This is a genomic window from Bacillus sp. 2CMS4F, assembly GCF_023161785.1.
GTDB classification, from domain to species: Bacteria; Bacillota; Bacilli; order Bacillales; family Bacillaceae; genus Bacillus; species Bacillus halotolerans.
The window spans coordinates 1-19,894 of sequence record NZ_JALNTO010000019.1 but is presented as its reverse complement, the minus strand read 5'-3'; the positions used below and the strand labels follow the sequence as shown (position 1 = coordinate 19,894).

At 42.6% G+C, this 19,894-nt stretch carries 19 protein-coding genes and 1 pseudogene; 4 read left to right on the top strand and 16 right to left on the bottom strand.

All coding sequences use genetic code 11. The features are described 5' to 3' along the window. Nucleotides 1-25 precede the first annotated feature (25 nt). The 3 genes from MTN95_RS19645 to gutB all read right to left on the bottom strand — a co-directional run bounded on the left by MTN95_RS19645 (nucleotide 26) and on the right by gutB (nucleotide 3,634). Nucleotides 26-994: a carbohydrate kinase family protein gene (locus tag MTN95_RS19645; RefSeq protein WP_248339762.1), complete on the bottom strand. Its 969-nt coding sequence runs from the start codon at nucleotides 992-994 to the stop codon at nucleotides 26-28. Between the two features lie 106 nt (nucleotides 995-1,100). Further along, nucleotides 1,101-2,489, bottom strand: a complete 1,389-nt coding sequence (locus MTN95_RS19640) for a glycoside-pentoside-hexuronide (GPH):cation symporter (protein ID WP_248339760.1) — start codon at nucleotides 2,487-2,489, stop codon at nucleotides 1,101-1,103. Nucleotides 2,490-2,572: 83 nt separating this feature from the next. Further along, nucleotides 2,573-3,634 (bottom strand): NAD(P)-dependent alcohol dehydrogenase, encoded by a 1,062-nt coding sequence (gutB, locus tag MTN95_RS19635; RefSeq protein ID WP_248339759.1) that lies wholly within the window; start codon nucleotides 3,632-3,634, stop codon nucleotides 2,573-2,575. A 232-nt stretch (nucleotides 3,635-3,866) separates the two neighbouring features. On the opposite strand from gutB, the gene MTN95_RS19630 reads away from it, so the two are divergent. Next, nucleotides 3,867-6,365, top strand: coding sequence for a tetratricopeptide repeat protein (locus MTN95_RS19630; protein WP_248339756.1), 2,499 nt, complete (start codon nucleotides 3,867-3,869; stop codon nucleotides 6,363-6,365). 89 nt (nucleotides 6,366-6,454) lie between these two features. Here the strand turns inward: MTN95_RS19630 and MTN95_RS19625 are convergent, their stop codons facing one another. The 4 genes and pseudogenes from MTN95_RS19625 to groES form a co-directional block, all read right to left on the bottom strand. After that, nucleotides 6,455-7,078 carry an alpha/beta hydrolase gene (locus MTN95_RS19625; protein WP_242521275.1) on the bottom strand — a complete coding sequence of 208 codons (624 nt, stop codon included), beginning with the start codon at nucleotides 7,076-7,078 and terminating at the stop codon, nucleotides 6,455-6,457. Nucleotides 7,079-7,288: 210 nt separating this feature from the next. Next, a pseudogene (locus tag MTN95_RS19620) lies at nucleotides 7,289-7,624 on the bottom strand (abhydrolase domain-containing 18); the annotation flags it as partial. An 809-nt stretch (nucleotides 7,625-8,433) separates the two neighbouring features. Beyond that, on the bottom strand, nucleotides 8,434-10,068 hold the full coding sequence (groL, locus tag MTN95_RS19615) for a chaperonin GroEL (protein WP_010333214.1): 1,635 nt from the start codon (nucleotides 10,066-10,068) through the stop codon (nucleotides 8,434-8,436). A 46-nt stretch (nucleotides 10,069-10,114) separates the two neighbouring features. Further along, nucleotides 10,115-10,399 (bottom strand): co-chaperone GroES, encoded by a 285-nt coding sequence (gene groES / locus MTN95_RS19610; RefSeq protein WP_003155970.1) that lies wholly within the window; start codon nucleotides 10,397-10,399, stop codon nucleotides 10,115-10,117. Between the two features lie 238 nt (nucleotides 10,400-10,637). On the opposite strand from groES, the gene MTN95_RS19605 reads away from it, so the two are divergent. Together MTN95_RS19605 and MTN95_RS19600 are read left to right on the top strand one after the other, a co-directional pair. Then, entirely contained in the window at nucleotides 10,638-11,372 is a 735-nt protein-coding gene (locus MTN95_RS19605) for a CPBP family intramembrane glutamic endopeptidase (RefSeq protein WP_024120411.1), read from the top strand. Next, on the top strand, nucleotides 11,369-11,560 hold the full coding sequence (locus MTN95_RS19600; RefSeq protein ID WP_202853694.1) for a DUF4305 domain-containing protein: 192 nt from the start codon (nucleotides 11,369-11,371) through the stop codon (nucleotides 11,558-11,560). The genes MTN95_RS19605 and MTN95_RS19600 overlap by 4 nt, the downstream gene beginning before the upstream one ends. Nucleotides 11,561-11,605: 45 nt before the next feature. On the opposite strand, the gene tatC is transcribed toward MTN95_RS19600, so the two are convergent. The 4 genes from tatC to moaC are packed head-to-tail and all read right to left on the bottom strand — an operon-like array spanning nucleotide 11,606 to nucleotide 13,722. Next, nucleotides 11,606-12,364: a twin-arginine translocase subunit TatC gene (gene tatC, locus MTN95_RS19595; RefSeq protein WP_082687911.1), complete on the bottom strand. Its 759-nt coding sequence runs from the start codon at nucleotides 12,362-12,364 to the stop codon at nucleotides 11,606-11,608. A 6-nt stretch (nucleotides 12,365-12,370) separates the two neighbouring features. Continuing rightward, entirely contained in the window at nucleotides 12,371-12,544 is a 174-nt protein-coding gene (gene tatAY / locus MTN95_RS19590) for a sec-independent protein translocase protein TatAY (RefSeq protein ID WP_010333210.1), read from the bottom strand. A 21-nt stretch (nucleotides 12,545-12,565) separates the two neighbouring features. Then, on the bottom strand, nucleotides 12,566-13,213 hold the full coding sequence (locus MTN95_RS19585) for a redox-sensing transcriptional repressor Rex (protein WP_105954702.1): 648 nt from the start codon (nucleotides 13,211-13,213) through the stop codon (nucleotides 12,566-12,568). Further along, a complete protein-coding gene (gene moaC, locus MTN95_RS19580) occupies nucleotides 13,210-13,722 on the bottom strand; it encodes a cyclic pyranopterin monophosphate synthase MoaC (protein ID WP_010333208.1) in 513 nt (170 codons plus the stop codon). Before moaC ends, MTN95_RS19585 begins: the two co-directional genes overlap by 4 nt. Before the next feature lie 126 nt (nucleotides 13,723-13,848). On the opposite strand from moaC, the gene MTN95_RS19575 reads away from it, so the two are divergent. Beyond that, entirely contained in the window at nucleotides 13,849-15,777 is a 1,929-nt protein-coding gene (locus MTN95_RS19575) for an ABC-F family ATP-binding cassette domain-containing protein (protein WP_248339755.1), read from the top strand. Nucleotides 15,778-16,003: 226 nt separating this feature from the next. Here MTN95_RS19575 and tsaD read toward each other — a convergent pair whose 3' ends face one another. The 5 genes from tsaD to thiL are packed head-to-tail and all read right to left on the bottom strand — an operon-like array spanning nucleotide 16,004 to nucleotide 19,640. Further along, nucleotides 16,004-17,044, bottom strand: coding sequence for a tRNA (adenosine(37)-N6)-threonylcarbamoyltransferase complex transferase subunit TsaD (gene tsaD, locus MTN95_RS19570; protein ID WP_248339754.1), 1,041 nt, complete (start codon nucleotides 17,042-17,044; stop codon nucleotides 16,004-16,006). Further along, nucleotides 17,037-17,492: a ribosomal protein S18-alanine N-acetyltransferase gene (gene rimI / locus MTN95_RS19565; protein ID WP_105954698.1), complete on the bottom strand. Its 456-nt coding sequence runs from the start codon at nucleotides 17,490-17,492 to the stop codon at nucleotides 17,037-17,039. Before rimI ends, tsaD begins: the two co-directional genes overlap by 8 nt. A 9-nt stretch (nucleotides 17,493-17,501) precedes the next feature. Then, nucleotides 17,502-18,191: a tRNA (adenosine(37)-N6)-threonylcarbamoyltransferase complex dimerization subunit type 1 TsaB gene (gene tsaB, locus MTN95_RS19560; RefSeq protein ID WP_248339751.1), complete on the bottom strand. Its 690-nt coding sequence runs from the start codon at nucleotides 18,189-18,191 to the stop codon at nucleotides 17,502-17,504. After that, the gene (tsaE, locus tag MTN95_RS19555) at nucleotides 18,172-18,648 is read right to left on the bottom strand and encodes a tRNA (adenosine(37)-N6)-threonylcarbamoyltransferase complex ATPase subunit type 1 TsaE (protein ID WP_248339747.1); all 477 of its coding nucleotides are present in this window, start codon (nucleotides 18,646-18,648) and stop codon (nucleotides 18,172-18,174) included. Before tsaE ends, tsaB begins: the two co-directional genes overlap by 20 nt. A 14-nt stretch (nucleotides 18,649-18,662) precedes the next feature. Beyond that, the gene (gene thiL, locus MTN95_RS19550; RefSeq protein WP_248339744.1) at nucleotides 18,663-19,640 is read right to left on the bottom strand and encodes a thiamine-phosphate kinase; all 978 of its coding nucleotides are present in this window, start codon (nucleotides 19,638-19,640) and stop codon (nucleotides 18,663-18,665) included. Nucleotides 19,641-19,894 lie beyond the last annotated feature (254 nt).

Sequence of the window (19,894 nt, the reverse complement as noted above, 5' to 3'; positions counted from 1 at the left end):
TTTTAAGAAACATCCTCTATTTTTATTACAAAGATAAAGAAGCTTCAATCTCTTCCATACGCGGCAGCGCATCAATCGCTCCAATTTTGGTGCAGACAAGAGCGCCCACCTTATTGGCAAAAGACACGATATCACGCAGCTGCTCAAAATCAGTTTCTGCCGACTGAACCTTATCTGTACCAGCTAATTTGAATAAAGCCGCTCCGACAAAAGCGTCTCCCGCTCCTGTAGAATCAATCGAAGTGACAGGAATACTCGGAATGATTTCATGTTCCTTGCCATTAGACAGCAATGTTCCGTTTTTCCCAAGGGTCACGGCAACCATCTTGGCTCCGATACCATGGAGGATATTGACGCCCTCTTCATGATCCTTCGCACCAGTGATGATCTCCAGCTCCTCGTCACTCACCTTAACAAAATCACTTAAAGCAATGGCTTTTTTTGCAGCACTAACAAACTCAGAGACTCTTCCCTTCCATAAATCCCCTCGATAGTTAGGATCAAATGAAAGAAATTGCCCGTTATCCTTCGCAATGGACATAAGCCGTAAATAGGCTGTACAAAATGGATCAGATAACAATGCCGTCGCTGAGCCAAAATGAAGGATTTTCGCTTGATTCATTTTATCCTGATCGACATCTTCGATCGTAAACAGAGCATCCGCGCCTCTATTGAAAACAAAATCGCGCTCTCCATTATTCTTTAATGAAACAAAAGCAAGCGTTGTAGGTGCTTTCTCATCCATCACCAGCATAGAGGTATCAACATGAACAGCATCTAACGTTTGCTTCAGAAAATACCCAAAGGGATCCTTCCCTACTTTTCCTGCGAAAGCAGCGTCCCCTCCCAGCTTGGCAATCGCCGCTGACACATTAGCCGGTGCACCGCCGGCACTTTTTAAAAATTGACGCCCTTTCTTTAAATCAACGTCCACATCGGTACAAAAGAAATCGATCAATAACTCCCCAATACAAACAACAGACTGACTTCGCATGTTATCACACTCTTTTTACATATTCTAGATTACAGTCTCAGTATATTACTTTCAGTCATAAATACAACCTTTTACATCGAATATTAGAAATATTAAATATATTCACTTACCTGGATTTCTTCTCAAGCTCAGTGATGATCTGTTTATATCTTTTTTCAGTTAAAGGATAAAAGGCTATGATGATGATAGAGAGTAAAATAAATAGACCCGGAATTAAGGCATTCATATGTTTAATCGCATTCAGTGACGTCACGGTTTGATCAGTATTCGCCACATATCCTGCGATTCCTAAATAGATGGCAGAAAACGAACCGGCCAGTGCAACACCTAACTTATTGATAAAACTCATACTGGAAATCACCACTCCGTCGGCACGAACCCCTGTCTTCCATTCCGCATAATCAACACAATCGGCAACCATTCCCCAAGCAAGCGTATTTAAAGGGGTTGTAAAGAACCCTGAAGCAAATAGCCAGATGAAAATGAGCGTCACCGAAGAATACGCCGTAAAATGCAGACCTGCATACGAGATCAGTGACAAAGCAGCCGATATGATCATCACATTTTTCCTGCCCCATTTCTCAGAAAAGTATGGAATAAACAAGTTACTGATGAGGGCTGCGCCAAAAAATAAAACGGTTCCAAAGAACACCAATTCCTTTTGATTCACGTTATACGTAAAGTAGTACACCATTGTACTGATTTTAATATTAAACCCGATTGCAAATGCTAAAAATGATGACGTTAGAATCAGCAAAGGTTTGTTTTGAAACAAAACGGATAACGTCTTTTTCATTCCCTGTTTCTTTGTTTTCTTAGGCGCAATCCGCTCACGCACAGTAAAGAAACTAAAGAGATTCAAAGCGATGCTTACAATGGCATAGACGAGAGCCGTCATCTGAAACCCAAATGCCTGGTTCTCTCCTCCCAAAGCTGCTGCAAGCGGTGTTGCACAGGAGATGGATAGAAGGATTCCGACATAAACCAAGATCATACGAGTCGTTGTTAATACCGTTCTTTCTTTTACAGAATTCGTAATCCGGCCCGTTAAGCTGTTCACTGGAATCGTTTGCATACTAAAGGACATGCCGAGCAGAATATAGGTAATATACGCATATATGATGTTTCCCGTTGCTCCAAAGTGAGGAGTGGTGAAACACAGGACAGTAAATAATGCGAAAGGAAATGCAACCCATAGCAGATAAGGCCTTGCCTTTCCCCACCTTGTGTTCGTTTTATCTAAAATAACCCCCATAATCGGGTCAAAAATAGCATCCAGCACCCGCACAACAAGAAATAATGTGGCGATGACCGCAGGCTGTATGCCGCCGATGTCGGTATAATAAAACAGCAGGTATGCGTTTACAAATTGAAACACAATATTATACGACATATCACCGAAGCCGTACCCGATTCGTTCAAGCCAGGACAGACCGGCACTGGATTTTGTTTGATGTTTCGCCTTCATTACCGTTGCTTTTTCTGTTTGAATCATCTTTTCCACCCCATGAATCCGTTTTCAATATTGAGTACAAATCCAGTAAATAAGAGGGAGAATACGAGATTCTCCCTGTTCACTCAGCTATTCGGATAAACCATCACTTTTAAACATTCATTCTTAAATTGCAGTGCCCGCTCCATCGCCTCTTGCGTATGCTCCAGCGCATATTGATCCGTCACAAGGTGCTTCGTGTCAACAATACCCGAAGCAAGGAATTCAATTCCTTTTGGATACGTATTGGCATAACGGAAGATGCCGTATATATCAATCTCATTGTCTGCGATAAATGGCACATTTAGCGGAATTTCATTCTGAGAAGGCAAACCGACAATCGCAAGCTTTCCGCCGCGTCGTACAGAAGCCAATGCAGATTGCAGTGCCGCAGGATTCCCCGCTGTTTCCCAAGCAACGTCAACGCCTCTATCATTTGTGATTTTTTTAATTTCTTCAAGAGCATCCTGTTCACGGATATTAATCACATGAGTAGCTCCCATTTTTTTCGAGGCATTTAACCGCAGCGGCTCTAAGTCGGTCACAATGATTGTACTTGCTCCAAATGCTTTAGCGGCCGCGACAGCCATTAATCCAACAGGGCCCATCCCCATAATCGCAATCGTTGATCCTGGCTGAAGCTTCGTTCTCGCCGCTGCATGAATGCCGACAGAAAACGGTTCAATCAAGGCAGCATCCTCATAGGAAAGTGAATCTGGAATGGAGAAAACAAAGTCCTGTCTGATTTTGATATATTGTACAAACGCGCCGTCTACCGGCGGTGTGGCCAAAAACTGTACATCCGGACAAAGGTTATAACGCCCTTCTTTGCACGCTTCACAGCGTCCGCACGTAACACCAGGTTCCACAGCGACGCGGTCACCGACTTTGAATTGATCAACAGACGAGCCGACAGCCGCGATTTCTCCCGCGCACTCATGTCCGAGGATAAATGGCTTCTCCACTACATAATTGCCTATTCTGCCGTTTGTATAGTAATGCAGATCCGATCCGCAAATCCCGACAGCCATTACCTTAATCAATACTTCATCATGGCTGATGTCAGGTACAGGCAATGTTTCTATTCTGATTTCTCTTGTGTTATGCATAATAGCAGCTTTCATGGTTTTAGGTACTGTGTGAGTCATTACGGCAAATTCCTTTCTTTATGAATACTTCTAACGGCATATGGCCGCTTCTCAAGAAATGTAAGTGCATACATTTTTGCGTTTTCTGTTACTGCCCTCATTTTATCTGCTTTTCAGCACGTTCAACAGCCTTTCCTGCTGTATAAAAGGACAGCCGCACTGTACTTTTTGATTTTTCATATACAAAACTAGCAGGATTGATAAAATAGTACTAATAGGAGGTGCAGGTTTTATGGCTGAACTTGAAGATCGAAAACAATTTGCGGAATTGCTGGCACCTGGCGTAAAGTCATTAAAACTTCATCCAGATTATAAAGTCAGAAGGAATAAGAACGAAAAAACAGGACAGTCTTATTTAGACAACATTTCACACCAGCTGGGAGTTTCCCCAAACACGATTAAAAGCTGGATCGGACAGATGGGTGTGAACTATGTCCCCGGAAGAATCGAAGACGGAAAACTGTTCGGAATGATCTGGATCATTCTTGAAAAAACCGATATGAATATACAGTGGTTTACCGACCTGCTTGAGACCACCACTATACCGGTAATCAAACCTGCACTGCCTGTATGGGCGGCCTCATGCCTTAAAAAAGCGAAAATAGTACGGCAGGACAACTCATTCGGAGCACCGCTTGATCAAGATATTGAAAAAACAGTCAAACGTTTATTTCCCGATATTCTCGACCATAAAACGAATGCGCTTACAGAACAGATGCCTTTGACACACAACTTACCGTCACGCTGGTCGGGTCACTTTATAGGACGGAGATTTGACATCGAGGCGATACGGCAATGGATGCTTTCCCCATCACCCGTCTGTTTAATTACCGGATGGGCAGGCATGGGAAAAACGACAACTGCTCTAGAAGCAGCCTATTCCTGTATCGGCGATTCCTCAGATTGGCCGGCATTCAACAGCATCATCTGGCTCAGTGCTGATTGGAAAGGATTAAGCTTTAGCGATTTTTTAAATACGATTGCATACCAGCTCGGGCGAACGGAACAAATTGATAAATCCATAAACGAAAAACGATTTGTCGTCCGCAATGCTTTGGCCAATTACACCAGAGAAAAACCGGTACTGCTGATCGTGGACAGCATAGACACTGCCGAAAGAGACATTCACGAATTTATCACCAGCCTGCCCCAAGGCGTGAAAGTCCTCCTCACAGCACGTGAAAACTTGAAGCAAACCTATCGGGAAGGCTTCGGAGAAATGGTAACCATCCAGCTGAGCGGCCTTGACCAAACAGATGCCCTAGAATATTTTCATCAAGAAGTGAACCGCTGCCTGCAAATGTGCAACGACCCAACTAAACGAGCAAAGCTGGCGCAGCTGCTGGAACTGTCTCCAGAACTGAAGAGCGAGTTCATTTCAGCAACTGCTGGAAACCCGAAAGCCATGGCACTCAGCATCGCCTATATGTCAGACGATGACATGCCCGCTCGGCAGCTGATTCATGAGCTCGGAAAAGCAGGCTACTCACTATTAGATCTGTTTGATTTTCTATTTGGGCGCACATGGCACAGATGCAATGAAGACACCCGGAAGCTATGGCAGGCGCTATGCTTTTTCAGCAAGCCGCCAGATGAAAAAAGCCTGGCGGCAGCAGCCGGATTAGACGCTCGCCGTTTCCATTACGCAGTTGAACAAATGCGGTCTTTTGCTCTGATTCAGCCCGAACGAAGCAAAGGAAGTACACAGTACTTCGCCCATCAAACCGTTGTCGCCTACGGAGAACAGCACTTATCCGAAAATCAGAAGTATGAAAAAGAAGCCCGCAGCCGCTGGGCGCACTATTATATTCATTATGCAGAAACCCACTTAAAGCGGGAACAGCCAAACTCTATCTATTGGAGCTATCTCTTGGGACGTGATTTGGACCAAATCAAAAAAGAATGGCCAAACATCCTAAAGGTGATCAAATGGTCAAGTGAAACCGGACAAAATGAAATCTTAATTGAACTCATCACCCGCATCAGCCATTTTCTAAGCAGAATCAACCTGCCCCTGCGTATCGAATACGGACGCAAAGCCGCCAACGCAGCCCATCAATTAGGCAAACACACGCTAGAAGCGTTCTTCCGAATCGACACAGCAGGCTGGGCACTGATGGAAGTCAATGATTTAGACGGGGCACTTCAACAAATTGTAGACGGACTGAAGATTCTGGAACAATCAGACACTGAAGAGCAAGACGTTCACGATCTAAAGGTATGGGGACTCGCACTGCAATCGAGGCTGTTTTTAAAAGCCGGAAGTCATGAAAAAGCAGAAGCGATTTTAACCGAAATCAAAGATAAACCGATTTCCCCTGCGATTCAGCACAGAGTTCTATTGGTTCGCGGAGATCTGGGCTTTGCGAAAGGTCATAATGAAGAAGCCATTCAATTATACGAAGCGGCAAATCAAATCAGTTCCATGTATGGGGGCGAAAAAACGATAGAAGCCTATTTCAATCTGGGTGTCGCTTACGTGAAATGTGGTCAGTTTGAGAAAGCGGAAGAAGCTTTTGAGCAAATGCTTTATGACAAACATAACGCGAATCAGGTTGAGTTGATTTATTATTATTATGGGATGGCGCAGCTGTTGCATCGTAAAGGAGATCATGCGGAAGCTATGGAATCAAATCAAAAGGCGATTCGTTTGATTGATTCGTGGGAGCCTGCGATTGGGATTCGGGGTGAGGTGGAAGAACTGGCAATGGTGATTAAGGAAAACGCATAGTAGTCCTGTCAGCAATCTCACTCAGTTTCCTTATTATAAATAGGAAAGGCCAACTGAAGTCGCAGCTGGCCTTTCGTTTCTTATTAGGTCTACAAATGTACTGAACCAGATTTTCCCGTATGTATTCTTTCTTGTATAAAGGAAAGCGTATCATTTGCCAGCTTTTTGCGACAAAGAACAATGCCGGAATGACCACAATTATATACATATCTTTCCGGTTTCCCCCAACTTTCCCATAAAGAATCTGCATCTTTTAAGTCAATATACTGATCGTGTTTAGCAGAAATCAGCAGAATGTTATCTTTATTAACTTTCGGTAAAGCTTGACTAGCATCTGTGATATTCCAATACGTCACTAAATCTTCATAAGTCACACCATTTTGTTCTAATTCTTCTCTTATGAATTTACCTGGGATCGTGTTCCATATTGAATAAGAAAGGCGATTGGCATAAAAGATTGATACCACTACATCAATTTGGGATTCTAGGGTTGCAATTAGATTAGTAACCCATCCCCCTAAGCTTACTCCCACTATGATAACAGGTCCTTTTTTATTTGCTTTTATCCAGTGAATTAACGCCCGTAAATCGACAATGGCCTGTCTTGTCGACTCAATTGTACGATCAATATTTGCACTAATCATCAACTCGCCACTATACAGTGAATTTTCCGGTTCTCTTTCAAAATGGTATGGAAGAGAATAATAATACATGTTCCAGCCTAAATCGTTCATTATACGATTATGAAATATTTTTTTGATCCTATTGTACGAATCCATGCGCCAACCGTGTACAAAGATGACATTGGGTTGATCTAGATCATTTTTATTTAAAAAAACCTCCCCTTTTAAAGTATCATTAACAAGATTCCCAGTTTGAATTAAGGATTCATAACTAAATGTACCAACCCTATAACTTTTTTTAGATTTATTCAAATCAATTGAAACATCAGCTATATTTGCACTGTAAACTTCCTCTCTATCATCTATATTGGCTGTAAAAGCAGCAGAAAAGTGTTTATCCTTGCTTCTTTTTCTGTGTAAATCATATAAAGCCAAACGATCTATCATTTTTGAGAAATGCACTATTAAGTCCTCCTTGATAATCAAAAAAACTAATATTAGAGTTGATAATTGGATTGTCTGTCTCCATAGAGTCGGGACGGATTTTATCAAGATGTTGTTGGACGAATCTAACTCCATCGAAAGTGAATTTTTGGGATCAGATGTCATTATTCTGTCGCTCTTTATATTTAACACAAAAGACGATTTCCTTATTACAAGGAAAACATTGTCTTTAGTAGCTAAAAAAAGCAGCACAAATAGACTTTTTAACAGGATTTCTCTTTGAGTGCTTTCCTAGGGGAAAACGTCTAAGAATGTTGGTGGCACTATTTATCTAGATAACGGGGTCTTTTTTGTCGTATGAGAGTATACCAATATTGTCTCCTGTCTGCAATAGAGAGAAAGGTAACAGAGGTTGGGACGAATAATTTTCAACCCCATAAGTGAATGGATATAGAAAATGACCAAAAATAAATAACTCAATGCCCTTCCTCTTTGTGGATAAGGGCTCTTATTATTTCAATTACTTATTGTTTCACTTTTGTTTTAGTCCGCTCATAATATCATGGATAAGCCCAGAATAGGCTGGAACCTTCTCGCTGCATTCCAAATAATGCCTCGTGTTATTTTTTGAGACGATGGAATTCAACTCACTTCTGGTTTTCAGCAGTCGAAGACGAGGTCCTGCGCGTCATTAAAAATCACAAAGTAAATCAAAACAAAGTCAAGGTGCAAATAAAGCATGAATTGTATGATGAGAATTTTGTATTTTAGTCGATAGAATAGTCTATATCGAGGTTACCTACCGTTTATCAAAACTATTGAAAATCGATATAAAACAGTGCTAAAAAAATCAAACCACAAAAGACAGAAAAAAAAAGAAGCCTCTCACAAGTTCAGTGAACTCATGAGAAGCCTCGAAAATCTATAAATGGCATCAAAAGGGCATCAAAAATGACGTCCGTTGCCGACAAACCCTTGTTTATCAAGGATTTTTTGTCGGGTTACATCATTCCGCCCATACCGCCCATGCCGCCCATGTCAGGCATTCCTGCGCCGCCGGCATTTTCTTCCGGTTTGTCAGCGACAACAGCTTCAGTTGTTAAGAGCATTGCTGCTACAGAAGCTGCGTTTTGCAGTGCAGAGCGTGTTACTTTCGTTGGGTCAACGATACCTTTTTCAATCATGTTTACCCATTCGCCAGTTGCAGCGTTGAAGCCTACGCCGATTTCTTCGTTTTTGAGGCGCTCAACGATGACAGATCCTTCAAGACCAGCGTTGTGTGCGATTTGACGGATTGGCTCTTCAAGTGCGCGAAGCACGATGTTGATACCTGTTTGCGCATCACCTTCAGCTTCAACTGCAGCGACTTTGTTATATACGTTTACAAGCGCTGTACCACCGCCGGATACGATGCCTTCTTCAACAGCTGCACGAGTTGAGTTCAGGGCGTCTTCGATGCGAAGTTTACGCTCTTTCAGCTCAGTTTCAGTTGCAGCGCCGACTTTGATGACAGCTACGCCGCCAGCAAGTTTAGCAAGACGCTCTTGTAATTTTTCTCTGTCGAACTCAGAAGTTGTTTCTTCCACTTGAGCGCGGATTTGAGTGACGCGTGCAGAAATTTTATCTGTTTCGCCAGCGCCTTCAACGATTGTTGTGTTTTCTTTTGTAACCACAACTTTAGAAGCGCGTCCCAATTGTCCGATTTCAGTAGATTTCAGGTCAAGGCCAAGGTCTTCTGTGATGACTTCTCCGCCAGTAAGGACAGCGATGTCTTCAAGCATTGCTTTACGGCGGTCACCGAATCCAGGAGCTTTAACAGCCACTGCGTTGAATGTGCCGCGAAGTTTGTTCACAACAAGTGTTGCTAGAGCTTCACCTTCAACATCCTCAGCGATCAGAAGCAATGGTTTGCCTTGCTGAACAACCTGCTCAAGCACAGGGAGGATTTCTTGAATGTTTGTGATTTTTTTGTCTGTGATTAAGATGTAAGGATTGTCAAGAACCGCTTCCATCTTATCAGAATCAGTTACCATGTAAGGAGACGCATATCCGCGGTCAAATTGCATACCTTCAACAACTTCAAGCTCAGTTGTGAAGCCTTTAGACTCTTCGATTGTGATAACGCCGTCGTTGCCTACGCGCTCCATTGCTTCAGCGATAAGGCTTCCGACTTCCTCATCAGCAGCAGAGATCGCAGCAACCTGAGCGATAGATTCTTTGCCTTCAATTGGCTTAGAAATTTCTTTCAGATTCTCGATCGCAACGTTTACAGCTTGTTCCATACCTTTACGCACGCCTACAGGGTTAGCGCCTGCTGTAACGTTTTTAAGGCCTTCACGGATCATTGCTTGCGCAAGAACTGTCGCAGTTGTTGTACCGTCACCGGCAACGTCGTTTGTTTTGCTGGCTACTTCAGCTACAAGCTTAGCACCCATGTTTTCAAACGCGTCTTCAAGTTCGATTTCTTTAGCGATTGTTACACCGTCATTAGTGATTAACGGAGAACCGAATTTTTTCTCTAGAACCACGTTGCGTCCTTTTGGTCCTAAAGTTACTTTTACAGCATCAGCAAGTGCATCAACACCGCGAAGCATTGCGCGGCGAGCTTCTTCACTAAACTTAATATCTTTTGCCATGTGTACGAAACCTCCTCGAATTTTTAAGTATTTGTTTATTTAAGAATTAGCCGATAACAGCTAAAATGTCGCTTTCACGTAAGATTAAGTATTCAGTACCTTCGTATTTCACTTCAGTACCTGCGTATTTTGAGAAGATAATGCGGTCGCCCTCTTTTACTTCTAAAGCAACGCGCTCTCCGCTTTCTAACACGCGACCTGAACCAGCTGCCACGATTTTGCCTTCTTGCGGCTTTTCTTTTGCAGAATCCGGTAACACAATTCCGCTGGCAGTTTTTTCTTCAGATTCTACGAGTTCAATGACAACGCGATCACCTAATGGCTTTAACAATGTAATAACCTCCTCAATAGTATGAATATGTAATTTTAGCACTCAGCACTAAAGAGTGCTAACACAATTCTTATAATAAAGAATCTCACTTCCAATTTCAAGTGATAAGATAAAAAATTTTTCACGCTTACATCATTCTTTTCCGCTCAGATATCCCTTGGCTTTTTCACCCCCGATTCAATTATGTTACAATAGCTGTAGACAAAAGAAACCCATTTAACAAAGGAGTACATACCATTTGAGAAAACAGTATTGGTTTATTATTTTGACATATATCATCATGCAGTTTTCCGCAGTAATCGGGATTCCCTTGTTATTTAAATTCGGTTATGCGGGAGGACAGCCCACAAAAGAAAATCTGCTGTACGCGCAGGGATTATGGTCCGTCATCAGTTTTATTGCCTGTCTGATTGTTGTTTTGCTCATTCTCAGAACTGTGCCTAAAACTACGCTGCGAAACGAAAAGAAAGACTCGGTCGGACTTTCGATCCTTTGGGCGATAGCCGGTTTTTTCATAGCCCTTTTCTCTCAAGGAATAGCCGGTTCTATTGAATATTATGTATTTGGCATCGGAAGAGAATCAGAAAATACAAAAGCCATCCTGGATGTGATTCAGGCAGTTCCGCTCATGATTATCGTTTCTTCTATCATCGGGCCTATATTAGAAGAAATCATCTTCAGAAAAATCATTTTCGGCGCGCTGTACGAAAAAACAAATTTCTTTATTGCCGGACTGATCAGCTCCATTATTTTCGGAATTGTTCATGCTGATTTGACGCACCTTCTGCTGTATACGGCAATGGGCTTTACCTTTGCATTTCTATATGCGAGAACCAAACGGATTTGGGTGCCGATTTTCGCCCATGTAATGATGAATACATTCGTCGTCATTATGCAGCTTGAGCCTGTTCAGAAATACCTTGAACAGCAAAGCACACAAATGCAATTGATTATTGGAGGATTATTTTCATGAGAAACCCGATAGTGTGGGGAATGATCTACTTTGCCGTAGGGTGCATCTTTACTTATCTCGCCGCAAGCTCGCCAGGCAGCATATGGTCATTTTACTCCATCCTGCTGATGGTGTTCGCTGCATACAACATCAGCATTTCTTTTAAGATGTTCGCCTTTTCTTTTAAAATAAAGAAGAACCAGAAATAAAGAAAATCCATTTCTCTTCTACGAGAAATGGATTTTTTATGTTGGCTAAGAAGAAACGTCCTGATCGGCAGCACTGCTTTTCTGCGCTTTCCGATAGGCAGCCTTCGATATTAAAATACTGATTTCATACAAAATCAAGAGCGGAACAGTCACCATCATATGAGACAAAAGCTCAGGTGGTGTAATCAGAGCAGCAATCACAAGCAGCGTAAAGTACGCATACTTTCTGATTTTCGCTAAGAACATCGGTGTCACAATTCCAAGCCTTGTCAAAAACATAAGGATGACCGGCATTTGAAACAACAGTCCAAATGGAATCGTCAGCTGCAGAAGAAAATGAAAATATTCATTAATTCCAATCACCTGAGTGACATTCAAATCCTGAGAGATCCGTTTCATAAAATCGACAACAAAAGGAAATAAAATATAATAGGAAAAAGATAAACCCGCTAAAAACAGCAAAATAGAGATCGGAATGTAGCTGAGCGTTACTTTGCGCTCCTTTTCATAGAGGCCCGGGCTCACAAAAGCCCAAAGCTGATAAAGAATAACCGGCGAAGTCAGGACAATCCCGATGATAAACGCAAACTGCATAAACACATAAAGCGGGTCTGTCAGATTAAACGCGTTGAGCGTGAGCTCCTTCGCTTCATCCGTTTCTTGCAGATACACTATAATCGGCTTCGCTAAAAAAAATCCCGCGATAAAGAAAACGACAAACGCCAGCGCCACAACCAGCAATCGTTTTCGAAGCTCCGCAATATGCTCCAGCAGCGACATTTGATTCACTTTCATTTGTGTCATCCTAACTTACTGATTCTCTTTCTTTTTTTCCTCATCATCACTTGCTAATCCTTTAGTAGCGTTTTTGAATTCACGAAGTGTGTCTCCAGCCGCTTTTCCCAACTCAGGCAGCTTTTTGGGACCAAAGATAATCAGAGCAACGATTGCGATAACAGCAAGGCTTCCAGGACCGATCGGCATATTTGGGCTCCTCCTTTCCGGTTACTCGATTTCCTCTAAAACAGAATAATGCTTCAAGAAATAAACCAGTGACTGCAGCTCTACAGCTAAATCTATATGATGAATTCGAATGTGTTCCGGCACATTCAAACGGGCCGGCGTAAAATTAAGAATACCCTTGATCCCTAACGCAACCAATCTGTCGGTAATCGATTGGGCCGCAACTGCGGGCACTGTCAGAATGGCAACTGATTCGCCTGTTACATGTTTTTCAAGATCATCGAGGTTAAAGACGGGCACACCGCCTACCTCAGTTCCTATTTTACTCTCATTTATATCAAAAGCCATAGAAATTTTTGTGTTATTATTTTTTGTGAAATTATAGTGAAGAAACGCTGTTCCTAAGTTTCCGACACCAATCAGGATAACGTCTGTCATTTCATCCTGATCCAGCGTTTTTCGGAAAAATGACAGCAAATAATCGACATTATATCCGTATCCTTTTTTGCCAAGAGCTCCAAAATAGGAAAAATCCCTGCGAATCGTGGCAGAATCAACCTTTACGGCATCGCTGAGTTCAGCGGATGATACACGCTGTTTTCCTGACGCATGCAGATTCTTTAAAAAGCGATAATAAAGCGGCAGCCGTTTTGCCGTCGCCTGCGGAATTTTTGATTGATCCTTATTCATTTTTGGTCCTCCAAATTATACTCGGATAGTTCTCTTTTAAAGTCACCGTTTTTCCCGCCTGTCTTTTCCAGCAAGCAGGTAGGGCCGATGACCATCCCCTTATCAAGCGCCTTGCACATATCGTAAACAGTAAGGGCACACACCGATGCAGAAGTTAGCGCTTCCATTTCCACACCTGTACTCCCTTTTGTTTTGACCTGTGCTTTTATATGAAGTATAACTTCTGTTTCTTTTATTTTCCAGTCAAACGAAATATCGACTCCGCTCAAGGATAGCGGATGGCACATCGGAATGATATTTGATGTTTGTTTCGCAGCCATAATGCCCGCTACCTGAGCGACAGCAAGTACATCTCCTTTGCCGATATCATGGCTTTTTATTTTCTCGTACACTTCACTCTTCATGTGTACGCTTGATACAGCCGCCGCAGTACGGACAGTCGAAGATTTTTCGCTGATATCCACCATCTGGGCTCTGCCCTGTTCATTAAAATGAGAAAATCCATTCATAGTAAAAACTCTCCTTAAACAGATCATACACTATTTTCTTCTCTATGTCTTATTCGGCCAATGTATTGTTTGCTGAGTTCTGGTTCATAAGCTACACTTAACTTATTATAGCAGAGGTGAAATAATATGATGATCTTACAAATTAATCAGCTTTCCAAATCATTTGGTGCTGATACTATTTTAAACAATATAAAGCTGGAAGTCAGAAACCGTGATCGCGTCGCAATTGTAGGAAGAAACGGCGCTGGGAAATCTACACTCCTTAAAATTATCGCAGGTCACCTTTCATATGAAAAGGGTGAAATGATCAAGCCGAAAGATATCACAATGGGCTATTTGGCCCAGCATACCGGCTTGGATTCTAAGCTTACCATAAAAGAAGAGCTGCTGACTGTTTTTGATCACTTAAAAGCGATGGAAAAAGAAATGCGAAACATAGAAGAAAAAATGGCGGCAGCTGACCCAAGTGAACTGGAAAGCATCATGAAAACCTACGACCGCCTGCAACAGGAATTTAAAGATAAAGGCGGCTATCAATATGAAGCAGATGTCAGATCTGTGCTGCACGGTCTCGGCTTCAGCCATTTTGACGATTCAACACAGGTGCAAAGCCTGAGCGGAGGTCAGAAAACAAGACTGGCCTTGGGTAAGCTTCTGTTAACACAGCCTGACCTTCTCATTCTAGATGAGCCGACCAACCATCTGGATATTGATACGCTGACCTGGCTTGAACATTATTTACAAGGCTATTCAGGCGCTATTCTGATTGTTTCTCACGACCGCTACTTTTTAGACAAAGTGGTGAACCAGGTGTACGAGGTATCAAGATCAGAAAGCAAAAAGTATCACGGCAACTACAGCGCTTATCTAGACCAAAAAGCTGCCCAATATGAAAAGGATCTTAAGCTGTATGAAAAACAGCAGGGTGAAATCGCCAAGCTGCAGGACTTTGTAGACCGAAATCTAGCGAGAGCCTCAACGACAAAAAGAGCACAAAGCCGCCGGAAACAGCTTGAACGGATGGACGTCATGTCAAAACCGCTCGGCGACGAAAAATCAGCAAATTTTCATTTCGACATTACAAAACAGAGCGGGAACGAGGTCCTGCGGGTTCAGGATCTGGCCATCAGCTATGAAAACCAGCCGCCGCTTCTGACAGATGTGTCGTTTAGGCTAACAAGAGGAGAAAGCGCCGCTCTTGTAGGTCCCAACGGAATCGGAAAATCAACCTTGCTGAAAACATTAATAAACACACTGAAGCCGGATCAAGGAACAATAGCGTACGGTTCAAATGTCAGTGTCGGTTACTATGACCAGGAACAGGCTGAGCTGACTTCCTCTAAACGCGTCATTGATGAGCTGTGGGACGAGTATCCGGAGCTTCAAGAGAAAGAAATCAGAACGTGCCTCGGAAATTTCTTATTCTCCGGGGATGATGTGCTTAAACCCGTCTATTCCCTAAGCGGGGGCGAAAAAGCAAGAGTGGCCCTGGCAAAGCTGATGCTGCAAAAAGCTAACTTTCTCATTCTTGATGAGCCGACGAACCATCTAGACTTAGACAGCAAAGAAGTTCTCGAAAACGCCTTGATCGATTATCCGGGCACATTGTTATTTGTCTCACATGACAGATATTTTATTAACAGAATCGCAACAAGGGTATATGAGCTTTCTCCAAACCATATTGAAGAATATCTCGGAGATTACGATTATTATACAGAGAAAAAAACACAGCAGCTGGAATTGGAGAAAATGAAACAGCAAGAGGAAACTGAAAAGGCAACGGCTGCAATGAAATCCGACTCTAAGCGTTCTTATGAGGAAGAAAAAGAATGGAAAAAGAAAGAACGCCAACGACTCAGACGCATAGAAGAAATTGAAACGACAGTTCAAACCATAGAAGAAAAAATCAGTCACAATGATGAATTACTTTGTGATCCGGAAGTATATCAGGACCACGAAAAGGTACAAGCTATCCACGCTGACAACGAGAAACTCAATCAAGAATTGGAAAACCTATTATCAGAATGGGAAGAACTATCCACAGAAGAAGATTAAAAAAGTCAAGCACCTCTTTTTTAGAGGTGCTTTTTATCCACAGAAAATAGCCTTATAAGCAAACGAAGAAAGCGGTTTATACACAGCATCCACAAAATATTCTGAATTTATCCACTTTATTAACAGCCTCTCAACCCCTTTATCCATCTATATCTCCATAATTACTCACAGATATGTGGATAAATTGAGAATTATCTGTTAATAACAACAAAAAAGCCTCACGCCATTATGTCGTGAGACCTTGGTAAGAAGTCAATTCAAGACCAGGCTGGCCATTCATATCATATGATCCGCGAATCCCTTTTTCAAAAGCAATTGTACCGGCCGCAGCAATCATTGCAGCATTATCCGTACATAAGGATAGCGGAGGGATGATGAGCGCCGTCCCCTCATGCTGGGAAAATTCCTTCTGTAACGCAGCTCTGAGTCCTCTGTTTGCAGCTACTCCGCCGGCCAAAAGAACCTGTTTGACACCATATTCCTTTGCAGCGCGTGCCGTTTTTGTCACTAAGACATCAATGACGCTATTCTGAAAACTGGCAGAAAGATCTTCCGGCGCAATTTCCTGTCCTTTTTGAGACGCGTTATGAAGCGTATTGATCACAGCTGATTTCAGCCCGCTGAAGCTGAAATTATAAGAACCTTCTTCAAGCCATGCGCGAGGCAGAGGAATAGTGTCATTCCCTGATTCCGCAAGCTTGTCAATCTGCGGTCCGCCTGGATACGGGAGACCCATTGTTCTCGCCACTTTGTCATAAGCTTCCCCCGCTGCGTCATCGAGTGTTTCCCCGATTACTTCAAATGAACCGTGTTCTTTCATATAAACCAATTCAGTATGGCCGCCGGAAACGACCAATGCAAGCGCTGGAAAAACAATCTCTTCTACCAAACGGTTTGCGTATATATGGCCCGCGATATGATGGACTCCAACTAACGGAATCTGATGCGCAAAGCTCAATGCTTTAGCGGCGTTTACCCCGATTAGCAGTGCTCCCACCAATCCCGGGCCTTCAGTAACTGCAATCGCATCTATGTCACGGTATGTCATGTCTGCTTTACGGAAAGCCTCTTCGATCACTAAAGTGATTTGCTCTACATGATGTCTTGATGCAATTTCCGGCACAACCCCTCCGAATCGTTTATGGCTTTCAATTTGAGAGGCCACAACGTTCGAGACGATTTCTGTTCCGTTTTTTACAATAGCTGCTGCCGTTTCATCGCAGCTCGTTTCGATTCCCAATATATAAAGATCTTTTTGCTCATTCATTTATCATCACCCACATAATTAACGCATCTTCCCCGTTATCAGTATAATAGTTCTTTCTTATTCCGCCGGGCTGCATCCCGAACTTTTTATATAAACTTTGAGCAGGGTGATTGGAAACCCTCACTTCAAGCGAAAGCCGCCTCGCCTCTTTTTCTTTACAAAGCTCGAGAGCTGAGCGAAAAAGTGCTTCTCCTAAAGACTGGCCCCTATACTCTGGTTTAATCGCTATATTTGTGATTTGGGCGTCGTCCATCACAATCCAAATCCCGCAATAACCCGCGATACAATCGTCCTTTTCAATCACGAGATAGTGGGCATACGGATTTTCAAGCAATTCATGATAAAACGAATCCTTCGTCCAGGGAGACGTAAAGGAGGATGTTTCAATTTCGTATACGCGATCAACATCATCAAGCTGCATTTTTCTGACTGCTGCTTTTGTTTTCATCCTACCACCCTACTTTTGACTTTCAATCCATTTCGCTTCAGCTTCTGCAAGCCGTAAATAATCCGGCACAAGCCCGTGAATATCAGCAGCTTCCCTATCCGCACCCAAGTAAGCCAATTCTGAAGGGCGGGGATTATGCTGAACCGCAGCCCCTATGATTCCTTTTGTCCCTAATACATCCAGTATCGTCTCCTTGTGTATGGATGTATCATATCCTAAAAACAAAACAGGGCGATCCTTCTCTTTTAGCATCTCCAGCCACTCTGTCAGCATCACATTTTGATCCGGCACAGCCTGTTCTAAAAGACCGTTTTTATATTCATAAAGACCTGTATACACCTGTCCGCGTCTCGCATCAAATATAGGGCTGATCAGACCGTCAAAGTGACGTCCATTTGCCGCCAGCGCTTCAAGACTTGAAACAGCAGAAATCGGAATGTTTAAAGACCAGGCAAGCGTTTTGGCAATGGTTACACCGATTCTCACTCCTGTGTACGAGCCAGGACCTTTTGCGACAACAATTTTAGAAAGATCCTGCGGGGTTGTATCACAATCATTCAGCAAAGAATGAACAGCAGGCATCGCTCTCACAGAGTGATTCTTTTTTAAATAAGTGATGTATTCTGCTATGACAGTGTTATCCCGAAGCAGCGCTATGCCTAAAGTATAATTCGATGTATCAATTGCTAATATTGTCATGTCTACTTATCTCCTCACAAAGCATTTCATACCGATTCCCCACAGCTGTAAAGGTGATCTCTCTTTCATCATCACCAGCTCTTTTAATGACAATTTGCAGTCGCTCCTGCGGAAGCTGCTCTTCAATTAAATGCGCCCATTCCACTAAGCAGACACCTTGTCCATGAAAATATTCATCAAGTCCTAAATCTTCACTCTCGTCTTCCATTCTGTATACATCCATATGATAAAGAGGAAGTGAACCACCGTTATATTCTTTTATGATCGTAAACGTCGGACTGTTTACAACACGTGTAATTCCGAGTCCTTCAGCAAAACCTTTTGTAAAGGTTGTTTTCCCAGCTCCTAAATCGCCCTCTAATGTCAGGACGTCCCCTGGCTTTGAAAACGATGCAGTCAGCTTCGCAATCGCTTTTGTTTCTTCAGGATTTACAGTTCTCCATTTTAATTGCTTCACACGAGTCACCCGTCTTATTTAAAATGATTATATCCTTTTTTCTCTAAAGTCATTGTTTCTTCATCTGTCTTTAATACGACATTGGATTCTGTCTTTTCACGGACACATCCAATCTTTGTAATTGGCAGTTGAAGTCTGCTGCACTCCTGCTGTAACACTTCCCAGTCTTCCTTTGAGATCGTCCCAGTCAGCTCAAAATCCTCTCCGCCAAACAAAGCCCATTCCTTCCATTTGGAATTTAACTTAGGCAAGTCCGGATGAACTGGAAGAAGGCTCTCGTCAATTTCTATTGAAACAGAGCTGGATTCAGCAATTTCATGCAATTCACTTGCCAATCCGTCACTAATATCATTAAGAGCCACACGCTGAACGTTCGAGCATAGTCTGCCAACACTCACTCTTGGGTGAGGCCTTTTATGCCTATTGATAAAGTAATCTGTTTCAAATGATGTTTCCGGATGGGAGGTCTCTTTTAGCAGCAATGAAAGTCCAGCGGCAGAAGAACCGATTTCACCAGTTACAAAGACAATATCATTCGGCTTTGCCAAACTGCGCAAACAGGCACGTCCCTTTTCAACTTCCCCAATCACAGTCACTGTGACGACTAGTTTATCGTTAGTAGAAACTGTATCACCGCCAATCAGGTCCATACAGTATAGTTTCGCCAGTTCATTCATTCCTTCATACATTGCCTTGATTTCTGATGCCGTCCATTTTGAAGGCACCGCAAGAGACACTAAATAAAACTTAGGAATACCTCCCATTGCGGCAATATCACTTATATTTATAGCCAACGCCTTATATCCAATGTCCTCCGGCGAAGAATAGCTTAATTTAAAATGCACGTCCTCTACCATTGTATCGACACATACAATTTCCTGCACACCGTTTTTCGCTGTGTAAAGAGCGGCATCGTCTCCAATTCCTACATCAACGGAAGAATGGTGAATGGTCCGCGGAGTAATACTATTAATTAAATCAAACTCATCCATTAACCAAACCTCCTTTTGGTCTGATTATGTTTTATATGTACTGTATCTAGTGTATCGGATTATGGTGAAATATCCAAGATATTGCCGATATAAAGAAAGCTTGGCTATCATACCAAGCAAAAGATGTAATAAAAGAAAACACAAAAAAAAACGAAAACATGATCGTTTCGTTTACAATAAATGGCGGTCCGGACGGGACTCGAACCCGCGACCTCCTGCGTGACAGGCAGGCATTCTAACCAACTGAACTACCG

What these genes read in the sequence shown, in the direction of transcription:
- MTN95_RS19645 (WP_248339762.1), bottom strand. Translation starts at nt 994, where the DNA reads ATGCGAAGTCAGTCTGTTGTTTGTATTGGGGAGTTATTGATCGATTTC.
- MTN95_RS19640 (WP_248339760.1), bottom strand. Translation starts at nt 2,489, where the DNA reads ATGATTCAAACAGAAAAAGCAACGGTAATGAAGGCGAAACATCAAACA.
- gutB (WP_248339759.1), bottom strand. Translation starts at nt 3,634, where the DNA reads ATGACTCACACAGTACCTAAAACCATGAAAGCTGCTATTATGCATAAC.
- MTN95_RS19630 (WP_248339756.1), top strand. Translation starts at nt 3,867, where the DNA reads ATGGCTGAACTTGAAGATCGAAAACAATTTGCGGAATTGCTGGCACCT.
- MTN95_RS19625 (WP_242521275.1), bottom strand. Translation starts at nt 7,078, where the DNA reads ATGTATTATTATTCTCTTCCATACCATTTTGAAAGAGAACCGGAAAAT.
- groL (WP_010333214.1), bottom strand. Translation starts at nt 10,068, where the DNA reads ATGGCAAAAGATATTAAGTTTAGTGAAGAAGCTCGCCGCGCAATGCTT.
- MTN95_RS19600 (WP_202853694.1), top strand. Translation starts at nt 11,369, where the DNA reads ATGAGAAACCCGATAGTGTGGGGAATGATCTACTTTGCCGTAGGGTGC.
- tatC (WP_082687911.1), bottom strand. Translation starts at nt 12,364, where the DNA reads ATGACACAAATGAAAGTGAATCAAATGTCGCTGCTGGAGCATATTGCG.
- tatAY (WP_010333210.1), bottom strand. Translation starts at nt 12,544, where the DNA reads ATGCCGATCGGTCCTGGAAGCCTTGCTGTTATCGCAATCGTTGCTCTG.
- MTN95_RS19585 (WP_105954702.1), bottom strand. Translation starts at nt 13,213, where the DNA reads ATGAATAAGGATCAATCAAAAATTCCGCAGGCGACGGCAAAACGGCTG.
- moaC (WP_010333208.1), bottom strand. Translation starts at nt 13,722, where the DNA reads ATGAATGGATTTTCTCATTTTAATGAACAGGGCAGAGCCCAGATGGTG.
- MTN95_RS19575 (WP_248339755.1), top strand. Translation starts at nt 13,849, where the DNA reads ATGATGATCTTACAAATTAATCAGCTTTCCAAATCATTTGGTGCTGAT.
- tsaD (WP_248339754.1), bottom strand. Translation starts at nt 17,044, where the DNA reads ATGAATGAGCAAAAAGATCTTTATATATTGGGAATCGAAACGAGCTGC.
- rimI (WP_105954698.1), bottom strand. Translation starts at nt 17,492, where the DNA reads ATGAAAACAAAAGCAGCAGTCAGAAAAATGCAGCTTGATGATGTTGAT.
- tsaB (WP_248339751.1), bottom strand. Translation starts at nt 18,191, where the DNA reads ATGACAATATTAGCAATTGATACATCGAATTATACTTTAGGCATAGCG.
- thiL (WP_248339744.1), bottom strand. Translation starts at nt 19,640, where the DNA reads ATGGATGAGTTTGATTTAATTAATAGTATTACTCCGCGGACCATTCAC.